This is a genomic window from Streptomyces sp. NPDC020597 (genome assembly GCF_044335095.1).
Taxonomy (GTDB): domain Bacteria; phylum Actinomycetota; class Actinomycetes; order Streptomycetales; family Streptomycetaceae; genus Streptomyces.
The window spans coordinates 1-1,070 of the sequence record NZ_JBIRUL010000080.1 but is presented as its reverse complement, the minus strand read 5'-3'; the positions used below and the strand labels follow the sequence as shown (position 1 = coordinate 1,070).

General features: G+C 70.5%; 1 protein-coding gene. It reads left to right on the top strand.

Annotation, left to right across the window (positions count from 1 at the left end; all coding sequences use genetic code 11):
- Positions 1-2 precede the first annotated feature (2 nt).
- Positions 3-1,070, top strand: a 1,068-nt coding sequence (locus tag ACH4ZA_RS39895) for a zinc-binding dehydrogenase (protein WP_398433898.1), incomplete at its 3' end; no start/stop codon positions are given.

Below are 1,070 nucleotides of genomic sequence, written 5' to 3'. Positions count from 1 at the left end.
CGATGACGACTCTCGCCGTTCGTTACACCGCTGCCCGTTCGCTGGAGACCGCGTCCGTCGAGGCCTGCCCGCCGGGCCCCGGCGAGGTGGAACTGGCCCCCGCCTTCGTCGGCATCTGCGGCACCGACCTGCACATCTTCCACGGCGACATGGACGCCCGGGTCACCACACCCGCCGTCCTGGGCCACGAGATGTCCGGCCGCGTCCTGCGCACCGGCCCCGGCGTCGAGGGCTGGCAACCCGGCGACGCCGTCACCGTCATGCCCCTGCGCTGGGACGACACCTGCCCCGCCTGCCACGCCGGCCACCAGCACATCTGCCAACACCTCGACTTCATCGGCATCGACTCCCCCGGAGCCATGCAACAACGCTGGACCGTCCCCGCCACCACCCTGATCCGCCTGCCCCACACCCTCCCCCTCCACCACGCCGCCCTCGTCGAACCCACCGCCGTCGCCGTCCACGACGTCGGCCGCGCCGCAGTACGCCCCGGCGAGAAGACCGTCATCGTCGGCGGCGGACCCGTCGGCATCCTCATCGCCCTCGTCGCACGCGCCGCCGGAGCCGACGTACGCGTCGTCGAACTCAGCGCCCACCGCCGCAAACTCGCCCAAGAACTGGCACTGACCACCTGGAACCCCGCCGACGACGACATCCAGACCCTGACCGACGAATGGACCGGACAAGCCGGCGCCGACATCGCCTTCGAAGTCTCCGGCGCCCCCGCCGGCATGGACACCGCCGTCGACGTCCTCGGCGCACGCGGCCGCCTCTGCCTCGTCGCCATCCACCCCCAACCCCGCAAGATCAACCTCCACCGCTTCTTCTGGCGCGAACTCACCCTCCTCGGAGCCCGCCTCTACCACCGCACCGACTTCGAGAAAGCCGTCACCCTCGTCGCCGACGGCACCATCCCCGCCGACCGCCTCATCAGCAAAATCGTCCCCCTCACCCAAGCACCCGCCGCATTCCAAGCCCTCGAAAACGGCGGCGACGTCATGAAGATCCTCGTCGACTGCACCACCCACACCCACACCCACACCGACGCCGCCGAACAAGACGCCGACCAG